This window comes from Streptomyces sp. NPDC058052, from assembly GCF_042885515.1.
Lineage (GTDB): Bacteria > Actinomycetota > Actinomycetes > Streptomycetales > Streptomycetaceae > Streptomyces.
The window spans coordinates 122,359-144,831 of record NZ_JBHVRX010000012.1 but is presented as its reverse complement, the minus strand read 5'-3'; the positions used below and the strand labels follow the sequence as shown (position 1 = coordinate 144,831).

Sequence of the window (22,473 nt, the reverse complement as noted above, 5' to 3'; positions counted from 1 at the left end):
AGGTCCGTCCCGGTTCAGGCCGCCGCCGCGATCGACGGCCACAGTTCCTGGAGCGTACGGACCGTCTCCCGGATCGCCGGACGACGCGCCGCCCCCGTCCGCCACAGCGCGTGCAGCCGGCGCGTCGGCGCCGGGTCGAGCCGCAGCGGCGCCACCTCCGGCGGCAGTCCGCCGCGCCCGAGCCGGGGGACGAGCGCGATGCCGAGACCGGCCGCCACCAGCGCGACCTGCGTGTGGTTCTCCTCCGCCTGGTGGACGATCAGCGGCTCCACCCCGGTGGCCCGCAGCGTCCGCTCCAGCCAGTCGTGGCACACCGTCCCCGGCGGCTGCGAGATCCACCGCTCGTCCGCCAGCTCCTCCCGCCGCACCGACCGCCGGGCCGCCAGCGGATGGTCCCGGTGCACGAGGATGTCGCAGCCGTCGTCGCCGATCACCGCCTGCTCCACCCCGGGCGGCGCCGGCAGCGGGGCGATGTCCCAGTCGTGGGCGACCGCCAGATCGAGCACGCCCCGGGCCACCAGGTCCACCGACAGGTGCGGGTCCACCTCCGTCAGCCGGGCGTCGAGACCGGGATGGCGCACGGCCAGATCCGCGAGCACGCGCGGCATCAGCCCGCGCGCCGCGCTCGGGAAGCAGCCGATCGACAGGCGCCCCGCGGGCAGCCCCCGCCGCTCCTCCAGCCGCACCTCCGCCTCCTCCACCAGCGCCAGCAACTGGCGTGCGGTGGCCGCGAGCTGGCGGGCGTCGTCGGTCAGGCGGACGCCCCGCCCGCTCCGTTCGAGCAGGGTCGTACGGGTCTCCCGCTCCAGCTTCGCGATCTGCTGCGAGACCGCCGACGGGGTGTAGCCGAGCGCCGTCGCGGCGGCGCCCACGCTGCCGTGGACGGAGACGGCGTGCAGGGCGCGCAGGCGGCCGAGGTCGAGCACGGGAACCTCCGAGGGGCGGTCCGGGCGGGGAGCGGAGCGTCCTGGATGAAGCAACGCTTCATCCAACCATGAAGAGACCTGTGCTGGTGCTACACGGTCACGCGCGGTCATGCTCGACTCCATGCGCCCCGCACACATCGCCCTCGCCGCGCTCGTCGCCGCGGTCTGGGGGGTCAACTTCGTCGTCATCGAGATCGGGCTCGACCACTTCCCGCCCCTGCTCTTCTCCGCCCTCCGCTTCCTCGTGGCCGCCCTTCCCGCGGTCTTCCTCGTCGGCCGTCCCAAGGTCGCCTGGAAGTGGATCGTCGCCGTGGGACTCGCCCTGGGCGTCGCCAAGTTCGGACTCCTCTTCACCGGCATGGACCTCGGCGCCCCCGCCGGACTCTCCTCCCTCGTGCTCCAGGTGCAGGCCGTCTTCACCGCCCTCTTCGCCTTCGCCGCCCTCGGCGAGCGCCCCGGCCGGCGCGCCGTCCTCGGCATGGCGGTCGCCCTCGCCGGGATCGGCGTCGCCGCCGCCGACGAGGGCGCCTCCGGGCCCGTCACCGGCTTCGTCCTGGTCATCGCGGCCGCCGCCTGCTGGGGCGTCTCCAACGTCCTCACCCGCAAGGCCGCACCGCCCGACCCGCTCAACTGGATGGTCTGGGTCAGCACCGTCCCGGTCCTCCCGCTGCTCGCCCTCTCCCTCCTCCTGGAGGGCCCCGAGCGGGACCTGGCCGCGCTCCGCGCCCTCGACTGGACCGGCGCGGGCGTCATCGTCTACGTCGCCTGGGTCACCACCGTCTTCGGCTTCGGCGCCTGGGGCTGGCTGCTCCGCCGCCACCCCGCCTCCTCCGTCGCCCCCTTCTCCCTCCTCGTCCCCGTCTTCGGCATGTCCTCGGCCGCCCTCTTCCTCGGCGAGTCGGTGACCCCCCTGCGCTGGGCGGCGGCGGCCCTCCTGGTCGGCGGCGTGGCCCTCACCTCCCTGGCGCCGCGGAGGCCGCGCCCCGCGGAAGGGGCGACGGACCGGAAATCCCTGGCGGGGCAGGCGCCCGTCCCCGTATCGTCCACGGGTCCCACCGGCGAGGAAAGGCCCGCATGACCTTCGAGAACGTGACCGTCGACGCCCCCGTCCCCGCGCCCGGGGCCCTGCTCCTCGCCGGCATCCCCGGCAGCGGCAAGTCGACGGTGTCGGCCGCCCTCGCGGCCCGGTTCGCCCGCGCCGCGCACATCGAGGTCGACCACCTCCAGGAGCTGATCGTCAGCGGCGGCCACTGGCCGACCCCGGACGGAGACCCGGAGGCCGACCGGCAGATCCTGCTGCGCGCCCGCAACGCCTGCCTCCTCGCGGGCAGTTTCGCCGCCGCCGGCTTCCTGCCGGTCCTGGACGACGTCGTGGTGCGCGCCTCGCACCTGGACTTCTACCGGAGCCGGCTGGCGGCGGTCCCGCTCCACGTGGTGATCCTGGCCCCCGGCCCGGACACGGCATGGGAGCGCAACAACGCCCGCCACAAGCGCCTCACCACCAACTGGGCCTTCCTGGACGAGGCCATGCGCGCCGAACTCTCCGACCGGGCCGTCTGGATCGACAACGCCGGCCAGACCGTCGACGAGACGGTCGACGCGGTCCTCGCGGCGACGGGCCTGGACCCCGCCGCGTAGCCCACTCCCCGGCGCGCGGGAATCCGTCGGTCCTGACGGCGATCGCGCGGCCTTCGGGGGGCCCGTCACCACGGCGGTCGCCCCTACCCCCGCGGCGCCGCCGTCGAATCCCTGACCACCAGCTCGCCCGGGACGTCCTCCGTGACGCCCGCCGGGGCCTCCTCCGTCGCCATGGCCAGCCGTCCGGCGCGGACGCCGGAGTCGTGCAGGGGCAGGCGGACGGTGGTCAGGGCGGGGACCGCGTCGACCGAGAAGGGCAGGTCGTCGAAGCCGGCCACCGAGACGTCGCCGGGGATCGACAGGCCCTGTTCCCGCAGCGCCGCGCAGACGCCCAGCGCCACCGTGTCGTTGGCGGCGACGATCGCCGTCAGGCGCGGGTCGCGGGCGAGCAGCTCCGCGACGGCGGCGTGGCCCGAGGTGCGGTCGTAGGGGCCGTGGACGGTCGGCCCCTCGGGGACGCCGGCCGCCGCCAGCGCCTCCCGGTGGCCCTCCAGGCGGTGCCGGGTGGTGGTGCGGTCGGCGGGGCCCGCGACGTAACCGATCCGCCGGTGGCCGAGGCCGAGCAGGTGCTCGGTGAGCCGGCGCGCCCCGGCGCGGTTGCCGAAGACCAGCGCGGCGGTGTGCGCGTCCCCGGGCACGGGCGGCCGGCCGCACAGCACGACCCGCGTGCCGGCCTCGGCCATCCGGGACAGCTTGGCGGCGGTCGCGGCCAGGTGCTCCGGGTCCTCCAGCGAGCCGCCCATGAGGATCACGGCGGCGGCGCGCTGCCGCTGGAGCAGCGTGAGGTAGGTGAGTTCGCGCTCGGGGGAGCCCCCGGTGTTGCAGACGACGGCCAGCTTCTCGCCGCCCGCCCGGCCCGACGCGCCCTCGCCGATGGCGCTCTGCGCCGCGCTCGCCATGATCCCGAAGAAGGGGTCGGCGATGTCGTTGACCAGCACTCCGACCAGGTCGGAGGTGGCGGCGGCGAGCGAGCTGGCGGGCCCGTTGAGGACGTAGTCCAGCTCCTCGACGGCCTTCAGGACCCGCTCCCGCGTCGACGCGGCCACCGGGTAGTTGCCGTTCAGGACGCGGGAGACGGTCGCGGGGGAGACCCGGGCGCGGGCGGCCACGTCCGACAGGGTGACGGTCATCGCGTGCGTACCTCCGACATCGCGTGCGTACCTCCGACGGTCGCGTGGGTGGCTCCGAGGCCGAAGGCGCGGGGCCCTTGTCCGGTGTGTTGTCGGCAGGCTAGCGTCATCTGCGGCAGAAAGCGCTTTCTATCGTCGCGCCGAAAGCGCTTTCTGCCCTGCATGGCGTTTTTCGCCGTGCCTTCCACGCAGTGAGCGAGGGCGCAGGCCCGCCGGGGAGAGGAACATTCCGTGACACGCAGGACCATCCGCATCGCCATGAACGGCGTCACCGGGCGCATGGGCTACCGCCAGCACCTCGTCCGCTCGATCCTCGCCCTCCGCGAGCAGGGCGGCCTCGACCTCGGGAACGGCGAGGTCCTCTGGCCCGAGCCGGTCCTCGTCGGCCGCCGCGAGCACGCCCTGCGCGCCCTCGCCGGGAAGCACGGCCTCACCGAGTGGTCCACCGACCTCGACGCCGTCCTCGCCGACGACACGATCGACGTCTACTTCGACGCCCAGGTCACCTCGGCCCGCGCCGACGCCCTCACCAAGGCGATCGCCGCCGGCAAGCACCTCTACACCGAGAAGCCCACCGCGACCGACTTCGCCGGCGCCCTCGACCTCGCCCGCCTCGCCGCCGAGAAGGGCGTCAAGCACGGCGTCGTCCAGGACAAGCTCTTCCTCCCCGGCCTGCTGAAGCTCAAGCGCCTCATCGACGGCGGCTTCTTCGGCGAGATCCTCTCCGTGCGCGGCGAGTTCGGCTACTGGGTCTTCGAGGGCGACTGGCAGGAGGCCCAGCGCCCCAGCTGGAACTACCGCTCCGAGGACGGCGGCGGCATCGTGGTCGACATGTTCCCGCACTGGGAGTACGTGCTCCACGAGCTCTTCGGCCGGGTCACCTCCGTCTCCGCCGAGATCGCCACCCACGTCCCGCGCCGCTGGGACGAGGAGGGCAAGCCGTACGAGGCGACCGCCGACGACGCCGCCTACGGCGTCTTCCGGCTGGAGGGCGGCGCCGTCGCCCAGATCAACTCCTCCTGGGCCGTCCGCGTCCACCGCGACGAACTCGTCGAGTTCCAGGTCGACGGCACCGAGGGCTCCGCCGTCGCCGGCCTGCGCGACTGCCGCGTCCAGCACCGCGGCCTCACCCCCAAGCCGGTCTGGAACCCCGACATCCCGGCCACCTACTCCTTCCGCGACCAGTGGCAGGAGGTCCCGGACAACGCCGAGTTCGACAACGGCTTCAAGGCCCAGTGGGAGCTCTTCCTCCGGCACGTCGTCCTCGACGAGCCGTACCACTGGGACCTGCTCGCCGGCGCCCGCGGCGTCCAGCTCGCCGAGCTCGGCCTGAGGTCCGCCGCCGAGGGCCGCCGCCTCGACGTCCCCGAGGTGACGCTGTGACGCTCCACCTCCCCCTCCCGGGCGGCGGCACGCGCGCGTACGAGCCCCGCGCCGAACCCTTCGTCCCCGCCGCGGCCGGACCGCTCACCTCCCGCACGGTCCTCTCCGCCGCCCACGTCGTCGCCGACCCGTACGCCGGCACCACCCCCGACGGCCCCGCCGCCGTGGACTGGGACGCGACCCTCGCCTTCCGCCGCCACCTCTGGTCCCACGGCCTCGGCGTCGCGGAGGCCATGGACACCGCCCAGCGCGGCATGGGCCTCGACTGGGCGGGCGCGGCCGAACTGATCCGCCGCAGCGCCGCCGAGGCGAAGGCCGTCGGCGGCCGGATCGCCTGCGGCGTCGGCACCGACCAGCTCACCGGCCCGGCCGGCCTGCCGGAGATCCGGGCCGCGTACGAGGAGCAGCTCGCCGTCGTCGAGGAGGCCGGCGCCCAGGCCGTCCTCATGGCCTCCCGCGCCCTCGCCGCCGCGGCCCGCGGCCCCGAGGACTACCTGGAGCTGTACGGCCACCTGCTGCGCCAGGCCGCCGAACCCGTGATCCTCCACTGGCTCGGCCCCATGTTCGACCCGGCGCTGGAGGGGTACTGGGGCTCCGCCGGCCTCGACGCGGCCACCGAGACCTTCCTGGAGGTCGTCGCCGCCCACCCCGACAAGGTCGACGGCGTCAAGATCTCCCTCCTCGACGCGGGCCGCGAGGTCGCGCTCCGCCGCCGCCTCCCCGAGGGCGTCCGCTGCTACACGGGCGACGACTTCCACTACCCGGAGCTGATCGCGGGCGAGGCCCCCGCGGAGGGCGGGCGCTTCAGCCACGCCCTGCTCGGCATCTTCGACCCGCTCGGCCCGCTGGCGGCGGAGGCGGTCAGGACCCTCGACACCGGCGACACGGAGGGCTTCCGCGCACTCCTCGACCCGACCGTCGCCCTCTCCCGCCACCTCTTCGAGCCTCCGACCCGCTACTACAAGACGGGCGTGGTCCTCCTCGCCTGGCTCGCGGGCCACCAGGAGCACTTCACCATGGTCGGCGGCCTCCACTCGGCCCGCTCCCTGCCGCACCTGGCCCGCGCCTACGAACTCGCCGACGGCCTCGGCCTGTTCCCGGACCCGGCGCGCGCGCAGGCCCGGATGCGCGCCCTCCTCACCGTCCACGGAGTCCCCCAGTGAACCTCGACCGCTTCGGCATCAACCAGATGACGGTGAAGCAGCTGCCGCTGCCCGCCCTGGTGGAGGAGTGCGTCCGCCTCGGGATCCCCGGCGTCGGCCTGTGGCGCGACCCGGTGAAGGAGTACGGGATCGAGAAGGCCGCCGTGCTCGTGCGGGACGCCGGGCTGACCGTCACCACCCTCTGCCGCGGCGGCTTCTTCACGAGCGACGGCTGGGAGGCCGACAACCGCGCGGCGATCGACGAGGCGGCGGCGCTCGGCACCGACACCCTCGTGCTGGTCTCCGGCGGACTGCCCGCCGGCAGCCGCGACCTGCCCGGAGCACGCGCGCGGATCGCGGACGCGATCGGCGCGCTCGCCCCCTACGCGGGCGCGCGCGGGGTCCGGCTCGCCATCGAACCCCTCCACCCCATGTACGCCTCCGACCGGTGCGCGGTCTCCACCCTGGACCAGGCCCTGGACATCGCGGAGCGCTTCCCGGCCGACCAGGTCGGCGTCACCGTCGACACGTACCACCTGTGGTGGGACGAGAACGCCCCGGCGGCGGTGGAACGCGCGGGCGCGGCGGGCCGCATCCACTCCTTCCAGCTCGCCGACTGGACGACCCCCCTCCCGGAGGGCGTCCTCGACGGCCGGGGGCAGCTCGGCACGGGCGCGATCGACCTCACCTGGTGGGCCGGACTCCTGGAGCGGGCCGGATACACGGGCCCGGTCGAGGTCGAGCTGTTCAACGCCGCCCTCTGGGCGAGGGACGGCGTCGAGGTCCTGGAGGAGACCCTGAACGCGTTCCTGGAGGTGTGAGACCCGAAGGGGTGCGGCCCTTCTTCCTGCCGGGGCCGGGAGGGAATCGGGGTGTGCGGCCCGCCCCGCCCGGCCCCGGCCCATGCGACGGACGGTCAAGAATCCCGTACGTCCTGCTGCTCGACCTCCTTGAGGACACGGGCGACCGTGGCGAAGTCGTTGTCCCTGTGCAGGATGGTCAGGCCATGGTGGACCGCCGTGGCGCAGAGGAGGAGGTCGACGACGCCCGCCGCCCGGTGCTGCCCTTTCAGGGTCAGCTTGTGCTGGGCGGCGTCCACCCACCGCCACGCGTCCTTCGGGACGCGCACCGGTCCGAACAGGGCGGCGAGTTCCTCGTCGATGTCGTCGCGGTCGTCCGGGCCGGTGGCCATGAAGAGAACCTCCGCTCTGGTGGCCTCGCACATGCCGATGGCGCCCGTGTCGATCTCGGCTTCCCAGCGGCGCTGCGCCAGGGGATCAGTGCTGAGGTGGACGTACGCGCTGGTGTCGATGAGGTACGTGATCACCCGGCGTCCCCGCCGTGCTGGGCGGCCTTACGGGCTTCCCAGGCTTGGCGAAGGGGCTCCAGCTCTCCCCGCGCCCCGCGTTCCGTGAGGCGCTGGAACGCGGCCCTGCGGCGGTGACGCTTGATGACCTCTTCGAGCGCCGTGTTGATCGTGTCCTTCTTCGTGGTCGTACCGAGCAGCTTCGCCGCCTCGGCCAGTACGTCGTCGTCCACGTCCACGTTGGTCACGCTCATGACCAGCCTCCATGCCTGTCATGTGGAACAAGAAGCCACTCTTGCCACATGGTAGCTCGGGAACGGTACCCGGGCGGGAGTTGTCCACAGGCCCGCCCGCGCTGTCGGTGGCCTTCGCTACGGTCGGTCCATGTCCAACGAGGGTCAGCCGCGCCGCCCCGCCGTGGTCGAGGGGGTGCTGGAGAGGATCACGTACGCCAGCGAGGAGAGCGGCTACACGGTCGCCCGGGTCGACACCGGCCGCGGCGCCGGGGACCTGCTCACCGTCGTCGGCGCGCTGCTCGGCGCCCAGCCGGGGGAATCGCTGCGGATGGAGGGGCGCTGGGGCTCCCACCCGCAGTACGGGCGCCAGTTCCATGTGGACGACTACACGACGGTGCTGCCCGCCACGGTCCAGGGCATCCGCCGCTACCTCGGCTCCGGCCTGATCAAGGGCATCGGACCCGTCTTCGCCGACCGCATCACGACCCACTTCGGCCTGGAGACCCTCGACGTCCTGGAGGAGGATCCCGGCCGCCTCATCGAGGTCCCCGGACTGGGACCCAAGCGGACCAGGAACATCGTGGCCGCCTGGGAGGAGCAGAAGGCGATCAAGGAGGTGATGGTCTTCCTCCAGACGGTCGGCGTCTCCACCTCCCTCGCCGTCCGCATCTACAAGCAGTACGGCGACGGCTCGATCTCCGTCGTGCGCGACCGGCCCTATCGCCTCGCCTCCGACGTCTGGGGCATCGGCTTCCTCACCGCCGACCGGATCGCCCAGGCCGTCGGCATCCCGCACGACAGCCCCGACCGGGTGAAGGCCGGCCTCCAGTACGCCCTCTCGCAGTCGAGCGACCAGGGGCACTGCTTCCTCCCCGAGGAGCGGCTGATCGCCGACTCCGTGAAGCTGCTCCAGGTGGACACCGGACTCGTCATCGAGTGCCTCGCCGAGCTGGCCGGGGACCCCGAGGGGGTCGTCCGGGAGGCGGTCCCCGGCCCGGAGGGCGAGCCGGTCACGGCCGTCTACCTGATCCCCTTCCACCGGGCCGAGCTCTCCCTCGCCGGGCAGCTGCGGAGGCTGCTGCGCACCCCGGAGGACCGCATGCCCGCCTTCCGGGACGTGGCCTGGGACAAGGCGCTGGCGTGGCTCGCGGACCGTACGGGGGCCACCCTGGCGCCCGAGCAGGAGCAGGCCGTCCGGCTCGCCCTGACGGAGAAGGTCGCGGTCCTCACCGGCGGTCCCGGCTGCGGCAAGTCCTTCACCGTCCGGTCCGTCGTGGAGCTGGCCCGGGCGAAGCGGGCCAAGGTCGTCCTCGCGGCGCCGACCGGCCGCGCCGCCAAGCGGCTGGCCGAGCTGACCGGCGCCGAGGCGTCCACCGTCCACCGGCTCCTGGAGCTGCGGCCGGGCGGCGACGCGGCCTACGACCGGGACCGCCCGCTCGACGCCGACCTCGTCGTGGTCGACGAGGCGTCGATGCTGGACCTGCTGCTCGCGAACAAGCTGGTCAAGGCGGTCGCCCCGGGCGCCCACCTGCTCCTGGTGGGGGACGTGGACCAGCTGCCGTCGGTCGGCGCCGGCGAGGTCCTGGGCGACCTCCTGGCCCCCGGCAGCCCGGTGCCGGCGGTCCGGCTGACCCGGATCTTCCGGCAGGCCCAGGAGTCCGGCGTCGTCACCAACGCGCACCTGATCAACGCGGGCACCCCGCCCCGCACCCAGGGCCTGCCGGACTTCTTCCTCTTCGCGGAGGAGGAGACGGAGGACGCGGCCCGGATGGCCGTCGAGGTGGCCGCCCGGCGCATTCCGGCCAGGTTCGGCCTCGACCCGCGCCGGGACGTGCAGGTCCTGGCCCCCATGCACCGCGGTCCGGCCGGCGCGGGCGCGCTGAACGGGCTGCTCCAGCAGGCGATCACCCCGGCCCGGCCGGACCTCCCGGAGAAGCGGTTCGGCGGCCGGGTGTTCCGTGTCGGCGACAAGGTCACCCAGATCAGGAACAATTACGAGAAAGGGGCGAACGGGGTCTTCAACGGTACGGTCGGAGTGGTGACGGCACTGGACCCCGTGGAACAGCGCCTGACCGTCCGGACGGACGAGGACGAGGAGGTGCCGTACGGCTTCGACGAACTGGACGAACTGGCCCACGCGTACGCGGTCACCATCCACCGTTCGCAGGGCAGCGAGTATCCGGCCGTGGTGATCCCGGTCACCATGAGTGCGTGGATGATGCTCCAGCGGAACCTGCTCTACACGGCCGTCACCCGGGCCCGGAAGCTCGTGGTGCTGGTCGGTTCGCGCCGCGCGATCGCCCAGGCGGTCCGTACGGTCTCGGCCGGCCGGCGCTTTACCGCACTGGCCCACCGGCTCACAGGGGGTGCCCCCGTGTGAAAGATCACGGAGGACTACCGGAACCGGGGCGAAGGGGGCAGGATAAGCAGGTTGGCGGCACTGAGTGCCGCCGATTGGCCCAATGGCGACCCCGAGTGCACTCTCCTGAGCCAAGTGGGGGATGGTAGAGACAGTCAGGGCACCTCGAAGAAGAGGCACTACGTCGGTGAGGGATGACGTGAGCGACAACTCTGTAGTACTGCGGTACGCGGACGGTGAATACACCTACCCGGTGGTCGAGAGCACCGTCGGCGACAAGGGCTTCGACATCGGGAAACTGCGAGCCCAGACCGGTCTGGTCACCCTGGACAGCGGATACGGCAACACCGCCGCCTACAAATCCGCGATCACCTACCTCGATGGTGAGCAGGGCATCCTGCGGTACCGCGGCTACCCCATCGAGCAGCTGGCCGAGCAGTCCACCTTCCTGGAGGTGGCCTACCTGCTGATCAACGGTGAGCTGCCGAAGGGCGACGAGCTCTCCACCTTCCAGAACGAGATCACCCAGCACACGCTGGTCCACGAGGACGTCAAGAACTTCTTCCGCGGCTTCCCGCGGGACGCCCACCCGATGGCGATGCTGTCCTCGGTGGTCTCCGCGCTGTCCACCTTCTACCAGGACAGCCACAACCCGTTCGACGAGACGCAGCGCCACCTGTCGACGATCCGGCTCCTCGCGAAGCTGCCGACGATCGCCGCGTACGCGTACAAGAAGTCGATCGGCCACCCGTTCGTCTACCCGCGGAACGACCTCGGCTACGTCGAGAACTTCCTGCGCATGACGTTCTCGGTCCCGGCCCAGGAGTACGAGCTCGACCCGGTCGTCGTCTCGGCGCTCGACAAGCTCCTCATCCTGCACGCGGACCACGAGCAGAACTGTTCGACCTCCACCGTGCGTCTGGTCGGCTCCTCGCAGGCGAACATGTTCGCCTCGATCTCCGCCGGCATCTCCGCCCTGTGGGGCCCGCTGCACGGCGGTGCCAACCAGTCGGTCCTGGAGATGCTGGAGGGCATCCAGGCCAACGGCGGCGACGTCGACTCCTTCATCCGCAAGGTGAAGAACAAGGAGGACGGCGTCCGCCTGATGGGCTTCGGCCACCGGGTGTACAAGTCCTTCGACCCGCGCGCCAAGATCATCAAGGCGGCGGCGCACGACGTCCTCTCGGCCCTCGGCAAGTCCGACGAGCTGCTGGACATCGCGCTCAAGCTGGAGGAGCACGCGCTCTCCGACGACTACTTCGTCTCGCGCAACCTCTACCCGAACGTGGACTTCTACACGGGCCTCATCTACCGCGCGATGGGCTTCCCGACCGAGATGTTCACCGTGCTCTTCGCGCTCGGCCGCCTCCCCGGCTGGATCGCCCAGTGGCACGAGATGATCAAGGAGCCCGGCTCCCGCATCGGCCGCCCGCGCCAGATCTACACCGGCGAGGTCCTGCGCGACTTCGTCCCGGTCGACGAGCGCTGAGCCGGCCCCGCACAGGTCGACTGAGACGTACAGAAGCGCCCCGCTCTCCGATCCCCCCACGGGTCGGCGAGCGGGGCGCTTCCCATATCCCCGGTGCGGATTCCCCCCACGGGATCCGGGCCGGGCGTCCGGTGCGCGGTCTGCCGGGGTACGTACGGGAGGGCCGCTCAAAGCTCCCCGGTGCACGTGCCCCGGCCGCGCTTGCCTGTCGGGACGTCCCCCAAGACCTCCCGACGAACGTCCCCCAAGACGTTCTGGCATCGCCCACTTAGACTCGCGAACAGCCCAGATGGTTACCCCCCAATATCTGTGATCTAGGTCTCTTTGTGAAGGACTTGTGCGTCACGTGTAGGTGAAATCAACGGAACCGGCGGAGGCGCAGGCTGTTGGTGACCACGAAGACGGACGAGAACGCCATGGCCAGGCCCGCGATCATCGGGTTGAGCAGTCCGGCCGCGGCGAGCGGCAGCGCGGCCACGTTGTAGCCGAAGGCCCACGCCAGATTCCCCTTGATCGTCGCCAGAGTCCGGCGGGAGAGCCGGATCGCGTCGGCGGCGGCGCGCAGATCGCCCCGGACGAGGGTGAGGTCGCTCGCCTCGATGGCCGCGTCCGTCCCGGTGCCCATCGCGAGCCCCAGGTCGGCGGTGGCGAGCGCCGCCGCGTCGTTGACGCCGTCGCCGACCATGGCGACCGTACGGCCCTCCTCCTGGAGCTTGCGGACGGCCCCGGCCTTCTCCTCGGGCAGCACCTCGGCGATCACCTCGCCGATGCCGACCTCGGCCGCGACGGTCTCCGCGACGGCCCGGTGGTCGCCGGTGAGCAGCACCGGCCGCAGCCCGAGGGCGCGGAGCCGGGCGACGGCCTCGGCGCTGGTGTCCTTGACGGCGTCGGCGACGGTGAGGGTGCCGCGCAGGGCCCCGTCCCAGGCCACGAGGACGGCCCCGGCCTCCGTGTCCGCGGGGACCGGCACGCCCTCGGCGGCGAGCAGCGCGGCCCGGCCGGCGAGGACGGGCAGGCCGTCGACGGAGCCGCGCACGCCGAGTCCCGGGACGTTCTCGAAGTCGTGGGGGACCGGCAGCTCGCCGAGGGGGACGCCGAGCCGTTCGGCGGCGCCGGCGGCGACGGCGCGGGCGACGGGGTGCTCGGAGGAGTGCTCCAGGGCGCCGGCGAGCCGCAGCAGCTCCTTCTCGTCGGTGCCGTCGGCGGGGTGGACGCCGGTGAGGGTCATCCGGCCGGTGGTGACGGTGCCGGTCTTGTCGAGGACGACGGTGTCGACGCGGCGGGTGGACTCCAGGACCTCGGGGCCCTTGATGAGGATGCCGAGCTGGGCGCCCCGTCCGGTGCCGACGAGCAGCGCGGTCGGGGTGGCGAGGCCGAGGGCGCAGGGGCAGGCGATGATCAGGACGGCGACGGCGGCGGTGAAGGCGGCGGTGGCGCCCGCGCCGGAGCCGAGCCAGAAGCCGAGGGTGGCGAGGGCGATCAGCAGGACGACGGGGACGAAGACGGCGGAGACCCGGTCGGCGAGCCGCTGCACCTCGGCCTTGCCGCTCTGGGCCTCCTCGACGAGCTGGGCCATCCGGGCGAGCCGGGTGTCGGCGCCGATCCGGTCGGCGCGGACGACGAGCCGCCCGGAGACGTTGACGCAGCCACCGGTGACGGAGGAGCCGGCGGTGACGTCGACGGGCAGGGACTCGCCGGTGAGCAGGGAGGCGTCGACGGCGGAGGAGCCCTCGGCGACGGTGCCGTCGGTGGCGATCTTCTCCCCGGGGCGGACGACGAACAGCTCGCCGGTCCGCAGGGCGGCGACGGGCACGCGCACCTCGGTGCCGTCCCGGAGGACGGCCACGTCCTTGGCGCCGAGCTCCATCAGGGCCCGCAGGGCGGCGCCGGCCTTCCGTTTGGCGCGGGCCTCCAGCCAGCGGCCGAGGAGGATGAAGGTGACGACGCCGGCGGCGACCTCCAGGTAGATCGTGCCGGAGGCGTCGGCGCGGTCCGCGGTGAGGTCGAAGCCGTGGCGCATCCCGGGTGTGCCGGCGTCGCCGAGGAAGAGTGCCCAGAGGGACCAGCCGTAGGCGGCGAGGGTGCCGACCGAGACGAGGGTGTCCATGGTGGCGGCGCCGTGCCGGAGGTTGGTCCAGGCGGCCCGGTGGAAGGGCAGGCCGCCCCAGACGACGACGGGGGAGGCGAGGGTGAGGGAGAGCCACTGCCAGTGGTCGAACTGGAGGGCGGGGACCATGGCGAGCAGGACGACGGGGGCGGCGAGGACGGCGGAGACGACGAGCCGCCCGCGCAGGGCGTCGAGCTCGGGGTCGGCGTCGGTGCCGCCGGGTTCCCCGGGCGCCTCGGGTTCCGGCGGTGCGGGTTCCTCGGCGGTGTAACCGGTCTTCACCACGGTGGCGATGAGCGCGTCGACGCCGATGCCGGGGGCGTGCTCGACGTGCGCCTTCTCGGTGGCGTAGTTGACGGTCGCGGTGACGCCGTCCATCCGGTTGAGCTTCTTCTCGACGCGGGCCGCGCAGGAGGCGCAGGTCATCCCGCCGATGGTCAGTTCGGTGACGGTGACGTCGGGGGCGGTGCTGGTCATGTGCGGTTCCAGAAAGGGGAGCAGGGCCGTACCCGGTAACGGTACGGCCCTGCGGATCGTTGACGTCGAGGTGGCGGTCAGACCAGCTCGTAGCCGGCCTCGTCCACGGCGGCGGCGACGGCCTCGCGGTCGAGCGGGGCGGCGGAGACCACGGTGACCTCGCCGGTCCCGGCGGCGGCGGTGACCGAGGAGACGCCGGGGAGCGCGGAGATCTCGGCGGAGACGGCGCCCTCGCAGTGGCCGCAGGTCATGCCCTTGACCTGGTAGACGGTGGTGAGTTCGGTCTGCGTCTCGGCGGCCATGGGGGTTCTCCTCTTCGGTTCGGAGCCTTACACCCGCGATGTTATACCCCTAGGGGGTATAAATGCCACTTCTGGCCGGTTCGGGTCGCGCCAGCGATCTCAGCCACGCCAGTCCCACCAGTGTCACCAGCACCAGACCGCCCACCGAGAAGAGGGTGAACAGGTGCTCCTGCCGGGACGTGGGCTCCGGGAGGTACCCCTGGGCGAAGAGCGAGCGGTCGAGGTTCGTGGTGGTCAGGCGGAGCACCAGCCAGAGCGCGATCCCGTGCATCGAGTCCCAGAGCGCGTGCAGCGCCGCCACTCCCAGATAGGTGCCGACGACCGGCCCGGCGAGGCGGAAGCGGCCGTCGGGGCGGCGGAAGGAGAAGAGCACCGCGCCCGCGATGGCCGTCCACAGGCCGTGTCCGAAGGGGGCGAGCACCCCGCGCAGGATCTCCGTCTCCAGCAGCGAGCGCAGGTCGATGCCGTCCATGGTGACGGCCGCGTTGAAGGCGTACCCCGCGCTCTCGAAGGCCGCGAAGCCGAAGCCGACCGTCCCGCCGAGCACCAGGCCGGCGCGCCGGCCGCGCAGGTACGGGCGGTGCCGGACGACGAACATCAGGGCGGCCAGCTTCACCGCCTCCTCGATCAGTCCCACCCCGAGGAACATCCACAGGGAGGGGTGGAGCAGGTAGTACTCCATGACCGAGGCGCCGAGGACGCCCAGGATGCCGCCGGTGACGAAGCAGCCGAGGATCACCGGCAGCCCGAGGTCGCGGCCGTGCCGCTCGTACGCCCAGAGGACGAAGACGCCCGGGACCAGGAAGCTGCCGAGCAGGATCAGGGTGGGCAGCAGGGTGGTGTTGGCGGTGGCGTAGGTGACCACCGCCGTCAGTGCCCACAGGGCCAGCCCGCCCCACAGGCACCGCTTCCACAGGCCGGGGCGCGGTCCGGCCGGCCCGGGAGGCGCCGGCGGCGGGGGAGGGGGCTGGGTCGTGGGCCGGTACTCGTGCATCCGCGGGCCTCCAAGTCCCTCCGCCGACAGGGCATCTGACCGGAGCTTATGGTAGATACCCGATATGTCGCATTCGGGGAGCACGCTCGTCCTGATCATGGTGATCGCCGTCCTGGCGCCTCTGCTGGCGTACTGGGTGGGGCGCCGCGTCCCCGTCCCGCTCGCCGTCTTCGAGATCGTCCTCGGCATCGTCATCGGCCCCGACGTCCTCGGCTGGGCCCGCTCCAGCGAGCTGATCGACGGCCTCTCCGAGCTCGGCCTCACCATGCTGATCTTCCTGGCCGGGTACGAGATCGAGTTCGGCAAGGTCCGCGGCGACACCCTCAGGCGCTCCGTCTGGGCCTGGGTGGCCGCGCTCGCCCTCGGCCTCACCGCCGGCATCCTGCTCGGCGGCGGGTACTCCACCGGGGTCTTCATCGGCGTGGCCCTCACCAGCACCGCCCTCGGCACCGTGCTGCCCGTGCTGCGGGACTCCGGGGGGCTGCGCGGCCGCTTCGGCTCGGTCGTCATGGCCTTCGGCGCGGTCGGCGAGTTCGGGCCGATCATCGCCATGGCCCTGCTCCTCAGTGGGCGCAGCGCCGCCGAGTCCACGGTGCTCCTCGCGGTCTTCGCCGCGCTCACCGCGGCCGCCGTCTACTGGGCGCTGCGGCCCCGCCCGCCGTGGTTCGCCGCCGTCATCGCCAAGACCCTGCACACCAGCGGCCAGTTCGCGGTCCGCTTCGTCTTCCTGCTGCTCGCCCTGATGCTCGGCGCCTCGACCGCGCTCGGCCTCGACGTCCTGCTCGGCGCCTTCGCCGCCGGGCTCATCACCCGGCTGGTGCTCACCGGGGCGGCGCCCGAGGCCGGCCCGGAGATCCTGGAGAAGGTCGAGGGGGTCGGCTTCGGCTTCCTGGTGCCGGTCTTCTTCGTCGTCACGGGCATCGAGTTCGACCTGGACTCGCTGCTCTCCGGCGGCCGCGCCCTGCTCCTCCTGCCGGTCTTCCTGCTGCTCTTCCTGGTGGTGCGCGGCGGCCCGATGTGGTTCCTCGCACCGCGCGACCTCGACCGGACGGACCGCGGCGCGCTGGTCCTGTACGGCTCCACCGCGCTGCCGCTCGTCGTCGCCATCACCACCATCGGCCTGGACGACGAGGCCCTGTCGGCGGGCGAGGCGGCGGCGCTCGTGGGCGCGGGGATGGTCTCCGTCCTGGTCTTCCCGCTGCTCGCGATGCGGGGGCGGGCGGGCCGGGACCGGGTGCCGGAGGGGGCGGGGGCGGAGGAGGGGGAGGTCAGCGGGTCGTCGGAGGCGTGGTGACGGAGGTGTCCGGCTCGCCGAAGACCGGTGCCAGGTAGCGGAGCATGACCTTCTTCAGCTCGGCGACGGCCGCGTCGCGGGTGGGGCCCTCCTCGGCGGCGACGATCAGCGCGAGGCCGCCCTTGAAGACGGCGAAGGCCATGTCCGCGATCGGGTCCAGCCGCTCGGGGGGCAGGCCGGGGACGGCCCGCGCGCCGACGAGTTCACGGACCTGGCGGAGCAGCGAGGCGTGCAGCTCGTCGTGCTCCTCGGCGATCCGGCCGGGCACCTCGGAGCCGTGCATCAGGGCGAGGAAGGCCGGGTTGGCGCAGTTGAACTCGATCATCGGGTCGAGCACCGCGTCGATCAGCTCCGGCAGCGGCAGCGCCATGTTGGCCGGCGTGAAGACCTGTCCGTGCGCCTCGCGCATCTCGCCGATGAGCCGGCCGCCCAGCTCGATGGCGATCGCTTCCTTGTTCGGGAAGTACTGGTAGAGCGTGCCCGGCGAGACCTTGGCCTCGCGGGCGATGGCGTTGGTGCTGGTGGCCGTGTAGCCGTTGGCGCAGAACACCGCGGCGGCGGCCTGGAGCAGCTGGGAGATGCGGCGTTCGCCGCGGGCCTGTCGGCGGCGCGGCTTCGGGTCCTCGGGCATGGCTGTCCCCAGTCCTCCTCGATACGCGTTGACAAATACGAGAGGTCGCTCGCATTCTTGTAAGACGCGAGCGATCACTCGTGTTTGCCAGTCTATGGCAATGGACGGCCCTCGTGACCTGCCGGGAAGCGAGCGCGAGGGCCACGGTGAAGGGGACACCGCGTCATGCCCGAAGTCAAGAAAGCGCCCTCCGCGCGGGGCGGAAGCCAGGTCCGGGGCGGGGGATGGACGCGCTTCGTGACCGCGCGGCCCCGGATCACGCTCCTCGTCGCCCTCGTCCTCACCGCCCTCGCGGTCCTCGCCGGCGGCGGCGTCGCCGACCGGATGGGCAGCGGCGGCTGGGAGGACCCGGCGGCCGAGTCCAGCTACGCCACGAAGGCGCTGGAGCGGGAGTTCCCCGGCTCCCAGCCCAACCTGCTGCTCCTCGTCGACGCCGGGAAGGCCGGGGTCGACGACCCCGCCGTGGCCGCGGAGGCCCGCCGGCTCACCGAGCGGCTCGCCGCCGAGCCCGGTGTCGAGGGCGTCGGCTCCTACTGGGCCGGCGGCTCGCCCGCCCTCCGCTCCGAGGACGGCACCAAGGCCGTCGTCGCCGCCCGGATCGCCGGCGAGGAGAAGGCGGCCGGCGAGCTCCTCGACCGCATCGCCCCCGCCTACCGGGGCACCCACGGACCCGTCGAGGTCACCCTCGGCGGCGGCCTCGCCGTCCGCCACGAGATGCAGTCGATCATCCAGGAGGACCTGCTGCGGGCCGAGCTGATCGCCCTGCCCGTCACCCTCGTCCTGCTCGTCATGGTCTTCGGCAGCGCCGTCGCCGCCCTGCTGCCGCTCGGCGTCGGCATCGTCGCCATCCTCGGCACCAACGCCGTGCTGCGCGGGATCACCGAGTTCACCGACGTCTCCGTCTTCGCGCAGAACCTCACCACCGCGCTCGGCCTCGGCCTCGCCATCGACTACGCGCTCTTCGTCGTCCGCCGCTACCGCGAGGAGCTGGCCGCCGGCGCCGAACCGGCCGCCGCCGTCCGCACCACCCTGCGCACCGCCGGACGGACCGTGCTCTTCTCCGCCCTCACCGTCGCCGTCTCCCTCGCCGCCATGCTCGTCTTCCCGCAGTACTTCCTGCGCTCCTTCGCCTACGCGGGCATCGCCGTCGTCCTGCTCGCCGCGGCCGCCGCCCTCACCCTGCTCCCCGCCGCCCTCGTGCTCCTCGGCCACCGGGTCGACGCCCTCGACCTGCGCCGGCTGCTCCGCCGCCGCCGCGCCCCCGCGAAGGACGCCCCGGCGGACGGCGGCTGGTCCCGCGCGGCCGGCCTGGTGATGCGCCGGGCCCCCGTCTTCGCCGTCCTCACCACCGCCGGTCTCGTCCTGCTCGGACTGCCCTTCCTCGGCGTGAAGTTCGGCACCGCCGACGACCGGCAGCTCCCCGCCACCGCCACCTCCCGGATCGTCCAGGAGGAGCTGCGCGCCGGCTTCCCCGGCGACCCCGGCGGCAGCCTCACCGTCCTCGCCGAGGGCTCCGCCACCCCCGCCGAGTACGGCGCCTACCGTGAGCGCCTTGCCGCCCTCGACGGCATCGTCCGCGTCGACGGCCCCGTCGTCTCCGGCACCGGCGCGGACACCCACGCCTTCTACAGCGTCGTCCCGGACGGCCCGGCCGCCGGGGACGGGGCCCAGCGCGCGGTCGGCGAGCTGCGCGCCGCCGACGCCCCCTTCGCCACCTCCGTCACCGGTCAGGCCGCCGTCCTCGTCGACTCCAAGGACGCCATCGCCGAGCGGCTGCCCTGGGCGGCGGGCATCATCGTCCTCGTCACCCTGCTGCTGGTCTTCCTGCTCACCGGCAGCCTGGTCGTCCCCGTGCAGGCCGTCGTCCTCAACGCCCTCAGCCTCACCGCCATGTTCGGCGCCGTCGTCTGGGTCTTCCAGGACGGACACCTCTCCGGCCTCCTCGGCTTCACCGCCACCGGCGACATCGAGACGACGCTGCCGGTCCTCATGTTCTGCGTGGCCTTCGGCCTCTCCATGGACTACGGCGTCTTCCTGCTCTCCCGGATCAAGGAGGAGTACGACGCCACCGGCGACCACGAGGGCGCCGTCCGCTTCGGCCTCGCCCGCACCGGCGGGCTCATCACCGCCGCCGCCGTCATCCTCGCCGTCGTCATGGTCGCCATCGGCACCTCCCGGGTCACCAACACCAAGATGCTCGGCCTCGGCGTCGCCCTCGCCGTCCTCATGGACGCCATGGTGGTCCGCAGCCTCCTCGTCCCCGCGGTCATGAAGCTGACCGGCCGCCTCACCTGGTGGGCCCCCGGCCCGCTCCGCCGCTTCCACGACCGCTTCGGCGTCAGCGAGTCCGGGGCGCCCGCCGCCCCGGCCGGCGCGCCCGGGGACGCGGAGGAGGTGCGCGAGCCCGTCGGCAGCCGAGGCTGAGACGCGCGGCGGCGCCGCCCCCGGACTCCACCGGGGGCGGCGCCGCACGGGCCGGACGGACGGGATCAGTCGCGGCGCGCCCGGTTGCCGGGACGGCTCGCGACCCAGGCGCGGACGGTGTCCGGGTACCAGAAGGGCTTGCCCGACTCGACGCGGTCCGGCGGCGGCAGCAGTCCGTGCTTCCGGTAGGAGCGGACCGTGTCCGGCTGGACCCGGATGTGCGCGGCGATGTCCTTGTACGACCAGAGGTTCCTGTCCGTCATGCCTGTACCTCCCTCACGCCCCGTGCCGCGCAGCGGTGGCGGGGGTGCCGTTCGGGGGCGCTGCGGGCGGTGGCGTCGGTGATCACCGGTCCTGTGCCCGGAGAACGACCCGCTCGGACGGCGGGGGAGCGGCTGTCGCACGCCTGTGACGCGGGACCCGCGACACCGCGACACGTGTGACGGAGACGCGACATCCGTGACAGAAGTGACGAACGGTCACGGCGGCGCGTCCGCGCGCGCCGGACCCTCCGGTCGTACCCGCGCGGCGCTTCCGGTCACACCCCGCAGGAGCGGAGGTACGCGCGGGTGCGCAGCGCGATCGGGTAGGGGGCGTCCGGCTCGCACGGGTACATGTCCTGCTCCACGATCGCGAAGAGCTCCACGTCCAGCGCCGCCGCGGCCGCGAGCACCGGCTCCAGCGCCGGCACCCCCGCCGGCGGCTCGCACATCACGCCCCGCGCCACCGCCGGGCCGAACGGCAGCCCCTCGGCCCGCACCCCCGCCAGCACGGCCGGATCCACCTGCTTCAGATGGAGGTAGCCGATGCGCTCCCCGTAGCTCTCGATCAGCTTGACGCTGTCCCCGCCCGCGTACGCGTAGTGCCCGGTGTCCAGGCAGAGCGCCACCGCCTCCGGATCGGTGGCGTCGAGGAAGCGGGTCACGCTCTCCTCGTCGTCGAGGTGCGTGTCGGCATGCGGATGGACCACGATCCGCAGCCCGTACCGCTCCCGCACCTCCCGCCCCAGGCGCTCGGTCAGCGAGGTCAGGTCCCGCCACTGCTCCGCCGTCAGCACCCGGTCCTCCAGGACCTCGCCGGTCCTGTCGTCCCGCCAGAAGGAGGGGATCACCACCAGGTGCCCGGCGCCCATGGCCTGCGCCAGGGCCGCGTTCTCCGCGACGTGCGCCCAGGTCCGCTCCCACACGGCCGGCCCGTGGTGCAGCCCCGTGAAGACCGTGCCGGCCGACACCCGCAGCCCGCGCCGTGAGGTCTCCTCGGCCAGCAGCGCCGGATCGGTGGGCAGATAGCCGTACGGGCCCAGCTCGATCCACTCGTAGCCGGACCCCGCCACCTCGTCGAGGAACCGCTGCCACGGCACCTGCCGGGGATCGTCCGGGAACCACACCCCCCAGGAGTCCGGGGCGGATCCGATCCGGATGCGGGAGGGCGACGGCGACGGCGACGGCTTCGTCATGCCAGCCACCTTGACCGCGCCCCGCAGCAGCGTCAAGACACCCGCCGGACCCGCCGGGGAGTCGTCCGAATGTCCGGACATGTCGTTGACACGCCTCCCGGCGGACGGCTAGACCTGGGAACGGACGCCGGAGTCGAGAGGTGGCACCCGTGGAGCCGGAGCCGTACGACCTGATCACCATGGGGCGGCTCGGCGTCGACCTCTACCCCCTCCAGAGCGGCGTCGGACTCGACCGGGTCGAGACCTTCCGGCGCTTCCTCGGCGGCTCCCCGGCCAACGTGGCCGTCGCCGCCGCCCGGCTCGGCCGCCGCACGGCCCTGATCAGCCGCACCGGCGCCGACGCCTTCGGCGCCTACCTCCGGCGCGAGATCGAGGAGTTCGGGGTGGACGCCCGCTGGGTCACCGAGGTCCCCGGTCACCCCACGCCCGTCACCTTCTGCGCCCTCTTCCCGCCCGACGACTTCCCCCTCACCTTCTACCGCCGCCCCAAGGCCCCCGACCTGGAGATCCACCCGCACGAGCTGGACCTCGGCGCGATCCGCGCCGCCCGCGTCCTGTGGACCACCGGGACCGGCCTCAGCGAGGAACCCAGCCGCGCCGCCACCCTCACCGCCCTGCGGGCCCGGGCCGGCCGCGCCCACACCGTCCTCGACCTCGACTGGCGGCCCGCCTTCTGGCCCGACCCGGACACCGCCCGCCCCCACTACACCGAGGCCCTGCGGCACGCCACCGTCGCCGTCGGCAACGCCGAGGAGTGCGAGGTCGCCACCGGCGAACGCGACCCGGAGGCCGCCGCCCGCGCCCTCCTCGGCCTCCTCGCCCCCGGCGACTCCGCCACCGTCCCGCTCGCCGTCGTCAAACGCGGACCCGAGGGCGTCCTCGCGCTCACCGCCGACGGGCGCCGCGCCGCCGTCCCGCCGCTGCCGGTCGACGTCGTCAACGGCCTCGGCGCCGGCGACGCCTTCGGCGGAGCCCTCGTCCACGGCCTCCTCGCCGGCCTCCCCCTGGAGGACACCGTGCGCCGCGCGGGCGCCGCCGGCTCGATCGTCGCCGGCCGCCTCGCCTGCGCCCCCGCCATGCCGGACGCCGCCGAGATCGACCGCGCCCTCGCCGCCGGCTCGGGCACCCTCCCGCGGCGCCCGGAGGACCACCCCCGGTGACCCGCGGCCGCCGCCGCTC

20 protein-coding genes are annotated in these 22,473 nt (G+C 73.4%); 10 read left to right on the top strand and 10 right to left on the bottom strand.

All coding sequences use genetic code 11. The features are described from left to right. Window positions 1-14: 14 nt before the first annotated feature. On the bottom strand, window positions 15-926 hold the full coding sequence (locus ACFVU3_RS18965) for a LysR family transcriptional regulator (protein WP_390067481.1): 912 nt from the start codon (window positions 924-926) through the stop codon (window positions 15-17). Window positions 927-1,047: 121 nt separating this feature from the next. Here ACFVU3_RS18965 and ACFVU3_RS18960 point away from each other — a divergent pair, with 121 nt between their 5' ends. Both ACFVU3_RS18960 and ACFVU3_RS18955 read left to right on the top strand, forming a co-directional pair. Next, window positions 1,048-2,004: an EamA family transporter gene (locus ACFVU3_RS18960; protein ID WP_390067479.1), complete on the top strand. Its 957-nt coding sequence runs from the start codon at window positions 1,048-1,050 to the stop codon at window positions 2,002-2,004. Further along, window positions 2,001-2,564 carry an AAA family ATPase gene (locus ACFVU3_RS18955; protein WP_390067477.1) on the top strand — a complete coding sequence of 188 codons (564 nt, stop codon included), beginning with the start codon at window positions 2,001-2,003 and terminating at the stop codon, window positions 2,562-2,564. Before ACFVU3_RS18960 ends, ACFVU3_RS18955 begins: the two co-directional genes overlap by 4 nt. 83 nt (window positions 2,565-2,647) lie before the next feature. Here the strand turns inward: ACFVU3_RS18955 and ACFVU3_RS18950 are convergent, their stop codons facing one another. Next, entirely contained in the window at window positions 2,648-3,694 is a 1,047-nt protein-coding gene (locus ACFVU3_RS18950) for a LacI family DNA-binding transcriptional regulator (protein ID WP_390067475.1), read from the bottom strand. Window positions 3,695-3,925: 231 nt separating this feature from the next. On the opposite strand from ACFVU3_RS18950, the gene ACFVU3_RS18945 reads away from it, so the two are divergent. Genes ACFVU3_RS18945 through ACFVU3_RS18935 form a run of 3 tightly spaced genes read left to right on the top strand, consistent with a single transcriptional unit; the run spans window position 3,926 to window position 7,040 of the window. Then, window positions 3,926-5,077, top strand: a complete 1,152-nt coding sequence (locus ACFVU3_RS18945; RefSeq protein WP_390067473.1) for a Gfo/Idh/MocA family protein — start codon at window positions 3,926-3,928, stop codon at window positions 5,075-5,077. Continuing rightward, window positions 5,074-6,240: a dihydrodipicolinate synthase family protein gene (locus ACFVU3_RS18940; protein ID WP_390067471.1), complete on the top strand. Its 1,167-nt coding sequence runs from the start codon at window positions 5,074-5,076 to the stop codon at window positions 6,238-6,240. Before ACFVU3_RS18945 ends, ACFVU3_RS18940 begins: the two co-directional genes overlap by 4 nt. A gap of 26 nt (window positions 6,241-6,266) precedes the next feature. After that, window positions 6,267-7,040, top strand: a complete 774-nt coding sequence (locus tag ACFVU3_RS18935; protein ID WP_390067593.1) for a sugar phosphate isomerase/epimerase family protein — start codon at window positions 6,267-6,269, stop codon at window positions 7,038-7,040. Window positions 7,041-7,135: 95 nt separating this feature from the next. Here the strand turns inward: ACFVU3_RS18935 and ACFVU3_RS18930 are convergent, their stop codons facing one another. Together ACFVU3_RS18930 and ACFVU3_RS18925 are read right to left on the bottom strand one after the other, a co-directional pair. After that, window positions 7,136-7,546: a PIN domain nuclease gene (locus ACFVU3_RS18930; RefSeq protein ID WP_390067469.1), complete on the bottom strand. Its 411-nt coding sequence runs from the start codon at window positions 7,544-7,546 to the stop codon at window positions 7,136-7,138. Next, window positions 7,543-7,779, bottom strand: a complete 237-nt coding sequence (locus ACFVU3_RS18925; protein WP_390067467.1) for a type II toxin-antitoxin system VapB family antitoxin — start codon at window positions 7,777-7,779, stop codon at window positions 7,543-7,545. Before ACFVU3_RS18925 ends, ACFVU3_RS18930 begins: the two co-directional genes overlap by 4 nt. A 130-nt stretch (window positions 7,780-7,909) precedes the next feature. Here ACFVU3_RS18925 and ACFVU3_RS18920 point away from each other — a divergent pair, with 130 nt between their 5' ends. Together ACFVU3_RS18920 and ACFVU3_RS18915 are read left to right on the top strand one after the other, a co-directional pair. Next, window positions 7,910-10,141 (top strand): ATP-dependent RecD-like DNA helicase, encoded by a 2,232-nt coding sequence (locus ACFVU3_RS18920; protein WP_390067465.1) that lies wholly within the window; start codon window positions 7,910-7,912, stop codon window positions 10,139-10,141. Window positions 10,142-10,319: 178 nt separating this feature from the next. After that, window positions 10,320-11,609, top strand: a complete 1,290-nt coding sequence (locus ACFVU3_RS18915; RefSeq protein ID WP_390067463.1) for a citrate synthase — start codon at window positions 10,320-10,322, stop codon at window positions 11,607-11,609. A gap of 358 nt (window positions 11,610-11,967) precedes the next feature. On the opposite strand, the gene ACFVU3_RS18910 is transcribed toward ACFVU3_RS18915, so the two are convergent. The 3 genes from ACFVU3_RS18910 to ACFVU3_RS18900 form a co-directional block, all read right to left on the bottom strand. Beyond that, window positions 11,968-14,193 (bottom strand): heavy metal translocating P-type ATPase, encoded by a 2,226-nt coding sequence (locus tag ACFVU3_RS18910; protein WP_390067461.1) that lies wholly within the window; start codon window positions 14,191-14,193, stop codon window positions 11,968-11,970. Between the two features lie 77 nt (window positions 14,194-14,270). After that, the gene (locus tag ACFVU3_RS18905) at window positions 14,271-14,495 is read right to left on the bottom strand and encodes a heavy-metal-associated domain-containing protein (protein WP_390067459.1); all 225 of its coding nucleotides are present in this window, start codon (window positions 14,493-14,495) and stop codon (window positions 14,271-14,273) included. A 49-nt stretch (window positions 14,496-14,544) separates the two neighbouring features. After that, entirely contained in the window at window positions 14,545-15,489 is a 945-nt protein-coding gene (locus ACFVU3_RS18900) for a PrsW family intramembrane metalloprotease (protein ID WP_390067457.1), read from the bottom strand. A 64-nt stretch (window positions 15,490-15,553) separates the two neighbouring features. Here ACFVU3_RS18900 and ACFVU3_RS18895 point away from each other — a divergent pair, with 64 nt between their 5' ends. Next, window positions 15,554-16,783, top strand: coding sequence for a cation:proton antiporter (locus ACFVU3_RS18895; protein WP_390067456.1), 1,230 nt, complete (start codon window positions 15,554-15,556; stop codon window positions 16,781-16,783). On the opposite strand, the gene ACFVU3_RS18890 is transcribed toward ACFVU3_RS18895, so the two are convergent. Beyond that, window positions 16,758-17,414: a TetR/AcrR family transcriptional regulator gene (locus ACFVU3_RS18890; protein ID WP_390067454.1), complete on the bottom strand. Its 657-nt coding sequence runs from the start codon at window positions 17,412-17,414 to the stop codon at window positions 16,758-16,760. The two genes, ACFVU3_RS18895 and ACFVU3_RS18890, sit on opposite strands and share 26 nt — an antisense overlap. Before the next feature lie 165 nt (window positions 17,415-17,579). Between ACFVU3_RS18890 and ACFVU3_RS18885 the strand changes: the two genes are divergently transcribed. After that, entirely contained in the window at window positions 17,580-19,838 is a 2,259-nt protein-coding gene (locus ACFVU3_RS18885; protein ID WP_390067453.1) for an MMPL family transporter, read from the top strand. A 65-nt stretch (window positions 19,839-19,903) separates the two neighbouring features. Here the strand turns inward: ACFVU3_RS18885 and ACFVU3_RS18880 are convergent, their stop codons facing one another. Next, a complete protein-coding gene (locus ACFVU3_RS18880; RefSeq protein ID WP_390067451.1) occupies window positions 19,904-20,101 on the bottom strand; it encodes a helix-turn-helix transcriptional regulator in 198 nt (65 codons plus the stop codon). A gap of 275 nt (window positions 20,102-20,376) precedes the next feature. After that, window positions 20,377-21,294 carry a sugar phosphate isomerase/epimerase family protein gene (locus ACFVU3_RS18875; RefSeq protein ID WP_390067449.1) on the bottom strand — a complete coding sequence of 306 codons (918 nt, stop codon included), beginning with the start codon at window positions 21,292-21,294 and terminating at the stop codon, window positions 20,377-20,379. A 179-nt stretch (window positions 21,295-21,473) separates the two neighbouring features. On the opposite strand from ACFVU3_RS18875, the gene iolC reads away from it, so the two are divergent. Beyond that, window positions 21,474-22,454 carry a 5-dehydro-2-deoxygluconokinase gene (iolC, locus tag ACFVU3_RS18870; RefSeq protein WP_390067591.1) on the top strand — a complete coding sequence of 327 codons (981 nt, stop codon included), beginning with the start codon at window positions 21,474-21,476 and terminating at the stop codon, window positions 22,452-22,454. Window positions 22,455-22,473 lie beyond the last annotated feature (19 nt).

Bases quoted from the DNA above. Each gene is read 5' to 3' on its own strand.
- ACFVU3_RS18960 (WP_390067479.1), top strand. From the start codon at position 1,048: ATGCGCCCCGCACACATCGCCCTCGCCGCGCTCGTCGCCGCGGTCTGG.
- ACFVU3_RS18955 (WP_390067477.1), top strand. From the start codon at position 2,001: ATGACCTTCGAGAACGTGACCGTCGACGCCCCCGTCCCCGCGCCCGGG.
- ACFVU3_RS18950 (WP_390067475.1), bottom strand. From the start codon at position 3,694: ATGACCGTCACCCTGTCGGACGTGGCCGCCCGCGCCCGGGTCTCCCCC.
- ACFVU3_RS18935 (WP_390067593.1), top strand. From the start codon at position 6,267: ATGACGGTGAAGCAGCTGCCGCTGCCCGCCCTGGTGGAGGAGTGCGTC.
- ACFVU3_RS18925 (WP_390067467.1), bottom strand. From the start codon at position 7,779: ATGAGCGTGACCAACGTGGACGTGGACGACGACGTACTGGCCGAGGCG.
- ACFVU3_RS18920 (WP_390067465.1), top strand. From the start codon at position 7,910: ATGTCCAACGAGGGTCAGCCGCGCCGCCCCGCCGTGGTCGAGGGGGTG.
- ACFVU3_RS18910 (WP_390067461.1), bottom strand. From the start codon at position 14,193: ATGACCAGCACCGCCCCCGACGTCACCGTCACCGAACTGACCATCGGC.
- ACFVU3_RS18905 (WP_390067459.1), bottom strand. From the start codon at position 14,495: ATGGCCGCCGAGACGCAGACCGAACTCACCACCGTCTACCAGGTCAAG.
- ACFVU3_RS18900 (WP_390067457.1), bottom strand. From the start codon at position 15,489: ATGCACGAGTACCGGCCCACGACCCAGCCCCCTCCCCCGCCGCCGGCG.
- ACFVU3_RS18895 (WP_390067456.1), top strand. From the start codon at position 15,554: ATGTCGCATTCGGGGAGCACGCTCGTCCTGATCATGGTGATCGCCGTC.
- ACFVU3_RS18890 (WP_390067454.1), bottom strand. From the start codon at position 17,414: ATGCCCGAGGACCCGAAGCCGCGCCGCCGACAGGCCCGCGGCGAACGC.
- ACFVU3_RS18885 (WP_390067453.1), top strand. From the start codon at position 17,580: ATGCCCGAAGTCAAGAAAGCGCCCTCCGCGCGGGGCGGAAGCCAGGTC.
- ACFVU3_RS18880 (WP_390067451.1), bottom strand. From the start codon at position 20,101: ATGACGGACAGGAACCTCTGGTCGTACAAGGACATCGCCGCGCACATC.
- ACFVU3_RS18875 (WP_390067449.1), bottom strand. From the start codon at position 21,294: ATGACGAAGCCGTCGCCGTCGCCGTCGCCCTCCCGCATCCGGATCGGA.
- iolC (WP_390067591.1), top strand. From the start codon at position 21,474: ATGGGGCGGCTCGGCGTCGACCTCTACCCCCTCCAGAGCGGCGTCGGA.